Consider the following 5447-nt stretch of genomic DNA (forward strand, 5'->3'; position numbering starts at 1 on the left):
GCGGCTCGCCGCCGTCGACGGCCGCCGGGTGCTCGACCCGCCGGCGCTCGCCGGCAGCCCCGCCCGCGCCCGCCACCGGGCCGGCGGCCGGCGCGCCCGCCAGGACCCGGCCGGCATCGCGGTGCTCGACCTCGCCACCGGCCGCGCGGAGAGCAGGACCGTCGGCCTCGACTGGTGCGGCGGCCTGGCGTTCAGCCCGGAAGGCGACACCCTCGCCGTGGTCGGCGAGGCGGACGGGGTGGCCATGGCCGTGCTCCTCGCGGCCGGCGCGGGCATCGTGGACCGGCGGGCACTCGGCCCGCTGCCCGCCGAGGCCCGCCGGCAGTCCGTCCGCCCGGTCTGGGGCGCCGCCGGCGCCCGGGCCGCCGTCAGGACCGGGCGCACCGTCACCGTCTGGGACGTGCTGACCGGCCGGCCCCTGCAGGCCGTGCCGGAGCTCGGCCGATCCACCGCCTGGACCCTGGCCACCGACGGCCGCGCCCTGGTCGTCGCCACCCCCACCGAGATCCGCGCCCACGAGCTGGAGCCCAGCCCATGACCGTGGCGCCCGACGCCGAGATCCACGCCCTGCTCGCCGCCCGCCCCGACCAGGCCGGCTGGCAGCGGCTCTGCGCGCTGCTCGAACTCCTGCCCGCGGAGCGACTCGCCGGCCTCACCCCCGAGGTGCTGCGCTGGCCGGCGGCCCAACGCCCGATGCCCGACCACTGGTGGGCCCAGTGGGCCACCGGCGACGTCCGCCCGCACCACGCGCTGGCCGGCACCCGCCGGCTCGGCCGTCTCGACAGCGTGGAGACCGGCACCGTGCCGTCCCCGGTCGCCGACGACTGGGCAGACGACTGGGCAGACGAACTGCCGGAGGGCGCGGGCGAGGACGGGGCGGAGGGGACGGACGACTGGCCGGACGACCCCGCCGACGACCAGGCCCTCCCGCTGGACGGCGGCGCCTACTTCTACAACGGCGTCACCGCCGTCGGCGCCCCGCCCGGACTGCGCTGGATCGCCCTGGCCGCCGCGGCCGAATGGCACCACGACGGCGGCGACATCGTCCGCTGGGACACCACCCGGGACGCCCCGCTCGTCCGCTACCTCGACGGCGGCGACTACCACGACGAGGCGTACGACCTCCAGGTCAGCCCGGACGGCGAGACCGTCGTCACCGCCGTCGAGGGCGGCTGGCGCGCCTGGTCGGCCCGCACCGGCGAGCCGCTCTGGCGGATCGTCCCCCGCACCGCCACCACTGCCACCGCCAACGACCGGGCGGACGACGACGGTTGCCCGATCGACGACGGCTGCCTCAGCATGGACGACCTCGTCCGCTTCGCCTTCTCCGCCGACAGCCGCCGGCTGGCCGTCGGCACCGGCAGCTCCGACGTCGTCGCCGTCGTCGAGACCGGCACCGGCCGGGTGCTGCTGCGCGTCCCGGAAGGAGAGGACGCCTTCGGCCCGGTCGCGCTCGACGCCACCGGCCGACTGCTGCTGCACGCCGGCCCCGCCGGCCGGGTGGTGCTCCGCACCGTCGACGACGGAACCGTGCTGGCCACCGCCGACACCGGGCTCACCACCGTCGCCGCCCTCGCCTTCGCCCCGGACGCCGCCGGGGCCATCGCCGTCGGCGGCGTCGTCGGCGGCGCCCCCGAGAGCGCCGGCCTCGCCACCGCCGCCCACCCCGCCGCCCGGCTCCTCACCCTGCGGGACGCCACCCTCACCCCGGGGCGCCTGCTGCGCCCCACCGGCTTCACCGAGGGGCTGGACGCCGACTCGCCCACCGCCGCCATCACCGCACGCGCGATCTGGACCGCCGCGGGACCGCACGCGTTCGTCGGCGCCGACTTCGGCTCGCTGCTCTTCGACGGCGAGGGCCGCACCCTGTGGGCCGACCCGGCGAGCGCCATGGCCGCCTTCACCGCGGACGGCGCCGCGCTCGTCGTGGTCCAGGAGGAGATCGACGCCTGGTTCCTCGCCGGCTGCGCCCCGCCGGCCGACGCCGCGCCGCCGCTCCGGGATCCGGGGCCCGGGCAGGTGCTGCTCGCCGGGCTCCCCGGCGAACTGCCCTGCTCCTACCAGCCGGTTCGCGACGCCGCCGTCGCCGACGGCGCCCGCGCCCTGGTCTTCTCCGCCGCCCTCGACCGGCACGCCGCCAGCCGCCCGCTGCTGCTCTGCCGCCTCCCGGCGGACGGCGGCCCGCCCGACGTCCGCCAGCTGCCACCCGTGCCGGGCGCCGGCCACCTCGCCGGCCTGGCCATCGGCCCGCGCGGCGACGTCGTCGCACGCGGCCTGCTCGGCGACGAGCCCTGCCTGGTGCTCGACGAGGTCATGGGCGGCGAGCGGTGCTGGCGGCACGAACTGACGCCGGCCGCGCCGCACGGCGAGGAGCGGCTGCGGCTCGCGTTCAGCGCGGACGGCTCCCGCCTCGTGCTGGCCTCGCACGCCGCCGCCCGGGTGCTGGTGCTCGACGCCGAGACCGGCGGCCGGGTCTTCATGCTCACCGAGCGCGGCGGCCTGGTCGACCAGGTGGCGCTCGACGCCTCGGGCGAGCGGGTCGCCTGCGGCCTGCGCGCCGGCGCGACCCGGGTGGTGGTCCGGGACGTCACCACAGGAAAAACGTTGCTGCGCGCCGAGCCCGAGCAACTGCGCTGGATCACCGGGCTCGCCTTCGCCCCCGACGGCTCGGCACTGGCCGTCGCCGGCTCCACGCTGCGCGGCCACGCCGCGCTCTGGCTGCTGCCGCTCACCGCCGAGTCGACCGCCCGCCGCCGCGCGGCCCCGCGGATCGCCGTCCGCGACCTCCCGATGCACGACCACCCCGACGGCGCCCTGGTCTGGACGGCCGCCGGCCCCCGCGCCTACTTCCCCGGCAGCCACGGCCGCAGCGCGCTCTGGGACGCGGCCACCGACACGGTGCTCGCCGAACTCCCCTTCGCCGCCACCGAGGCCGGCGTGGCGCTCTCCCCGGACGGCGAAACCCTGGTCACCGTCACCCAGTTCGGCGCCCGGCGCTGGCCACTCGGCCCGGGCCGCGAGCACGCGGACGGCCGGTAGGGGCCGGGGCGAACGCCCCGGCCCCGCTCAGCTGGTGCTGATCAACCGCCGACCTACACGGGCGGGTTGGCGTTGTCCAGCAGTTCCTGGAACTGCGCAGAGAACCAGTGGCCGGAGAGCGGCGCGTCCGGCAGGGCACCCGACGGGTGGTTGTTGTTCCGGGGGTTGCCCTGGTAGCTCGGGTCGCACATCTGGTCGAAGCCCTTGCCCTCGTCGTTCGGGATCTCGCGGCTCGCGCCGTCCGACTCGCCCGGCGGCTTGATCCAGACGTAGGCGTCGATCCCGGACGCGGGGGCGGCCGTCGGGCGCTCGCCCAGGCCGGCACCCGACTGGTTGCACCAGTTGCCGGCGTGGATCCGGCCGTCGGTCCTGCTGCCCTCGACGAAGGCGTTCACGTCGGTGCGCGGACCGGGCCCTGACGGCCGGTCGGAGCCGCCCCAGCCGTTGCGCGAGGTGTCGATCAGCATGCCGATGTTCGAGTTGAACCCGCTGCTGACCAACTCCTGGCGGAAGCCCTGGGCGAAGGACTGGTTGTCCACGTAGCGGTTCCAGTCCACCCACGAGGACTGCCGCACCGGGGTCCCGTTGATGGTGTCGTTGATGGAGTAGTAGGGCTCGACCGTCGGGCCGTAGTTGGCCGTGTTGACGATGAAGCCCGTCACGTCCTCCACCGTGGCCTCGCCGTGCGTGGCCGTCTGGTGGAAGAGGTCGGCCGAGGCGCCGAAGTTGTCGTCCCAGCCGATCCAGCCGTAGTGGCCGGCGTCGATGTAGTTGTAGACGTTGCCGATCGAGCCCAACTCCGAGAGCGCGTAGGAGACGCCCTCGACGTAGTTGCCGTTGGACTTCATCGTGTCGCACTGCGGCGTCGACGTCGGCCGCGGGCTGACGTTGGTGATGAGGTTCGGCAGCGAGTCGATCTCGATCACCGCCGAGACCCGCAGGTTCGCCTCGTTCTCGTACTCCCGCAGGACGTCGGCGATGACATCGATGTACTCGCTCTTGTAGCGGTTGATCTCCGTCGGGCCGAGCTCGCCGTTGGAGGCGAGCGCCGCGCAGTCGCGGCCCGGCAGGTTGTAGATCACGACCTGGAAGACGATCGGCTGACCGCCGGCCTGGTCGACGGCCTCGTCCAGGTGGTCACGGAGGCCCATGCCGCCGTTGACGCCGTCGATGGCCGCGATCCGGTCCATCCAGACGCCGGTCGGCTCGTCGGCGATCGCCGAGCCGCCGGGCTCGGCGGCCGCGCGGGCCGACCACTCGGGGTTCACGTACACGTCTGCGCCGACGTACGGGTTGTCCACGCGGGCCAGGACCCCGGGGTCCTCGCTCGCCTGGGCCATGCCGAGCGTGCTGAGCGTGACGGCGAAGGCGCCGGCCAGGGCGCCGACCGCCAGTGCGGAGCGGCGCGCGCGTCGCCGGTGTGGGGGGTGGTTGCTGCGGCTCATCGCTGCTCTTCCTCCAGTTGGTCGCTGGTTCGGTCGCGTTGCGTCGATGCCGCCGGACGCGGCGGAGCTCCGCCGCGCGACGGGAGGTCATGGGTCACGGACGTGCCGGCGTCCTGGTCGCCGCGCCGGGGCGGCGCGGGGCGACGTGACGGATCGTCCGGACCGTTCGTGGATCCCGCGCGTGCCGGTTCGGGCGCCGCGGTCGCTGCCGGGAACATCTCCCGGGGCCCCGCAGCGACTCCCCGCACGCGTGGGCACGGCCGTGTCGGCCGCGCCGGCCCGGCAGTGGGCGGCCCCGTTCGCCCGGGGCGTCGGGAACGTGGTGGGGGTGGCTGTGGGGGTTGGTGTGGGGGATGTGGGGGTGCATCTGGAGCGACTCCGCTTCGTCCGGCGCGCCGTCCTAGGCGCCCGACAAGCTTGGGACCGCTCCCACTGGTTGAAGGGACCGTAGGCCATTCGACCCCATCCCGCCAAGGGGGCGTTCGAGAATTGACCGCTGACCTGCCCCGGAACGAGCAGATTCGTCAAGGGGGTTGACGCATGCAACCATTGCTCACATTCTTGGGAGCGCTCCCACTGGCGTCCTCTGAGGGCACTTTCCGTGTGTGCGCCACCCCACGGCGTGCGCGCTGCTCCTCACCCCCACGAGCCGCGAGGAGGCGCGATGCGGATCCGACGTGGATCAGCGATCACCACCCCCACCAGCAGAGCCAGAACGCGAGCCAGGAAGACCCGGCAACGCCTGTGGTTGACCGGGATCCTCGCGCTGTCCATGCCCCTCGGCCTGACGGCCGCGGGCGGCAGCGCCAGCGCGGACGAACCCCAGCTGCTCCAGTTCGAGGAGGACTTCCTCGAGCTGTACGCCAAGATCAAGGATCCGGCGAACGGGTACTTCTCGGACGAGGGGATCCCGTACCACTCGGTGGAGACGCTGCTGGTCGAGGCGCCGGACCACGGTCACGA

Annotated in this window: 3 protein-coding genes and 1 pseudogene; 3 read left to right on the plus strand and 1 reads right to left on the minus strand. The window is 75.0% G+C overall.

The window, feature by feature from the left end; translation table 11 throughout:
• Positions 1-538, plus strand: a pseudogene (locus ACYVPE_RS39065) (hypothetical protein); the annotation flags it as partial.
• A complete protein-coding gene (locus ACYVPE_RS39070; protein ID WP_461038603.1) occupies positions 535-3039 on the plus strand; it encodes a WD40 repeat domain-containing protein in 2505 nt (834 codons plus the stop codon). The pseudogene ACYVPE_RS39065 and the gene ACYVPE_RS39070, both read left to right, overlap by 4 nt.
• 53 nt (positions 3040-3092) lie before the next feature.
• Here the strand turns inward: ACYVPE_RS39070 and ACYVPE_RS39075 are convergent, their stop codons facing one another.
• A complete protein-coding gene (locus ACYVPE_RS39075; RefSeq protein WP_461038604.1) occupies positions 3093-4484 on the minus strand; it encodes a glycoside hydrolase family 6 protein in 1392 nt (463 codons plus the stop codon).
• Between the two features lie 664 nt (positions 4485-5148).
• On the opposite strand from ACYVPE_RS39075, the gene ACYVPE_RS39080 reads away from it, so the two are divergent.
• A partial coding sequence (locus tag ACYVPE_RS39080; protein WP_461038605.1) for a glycoside hydrolase family 48 protein occupies positions 5149-5447 on the plus strand: 299 nt, incomplete at its 3' end.

Source organism: Streptomyces mayteni (assembly GCF_054783955.1).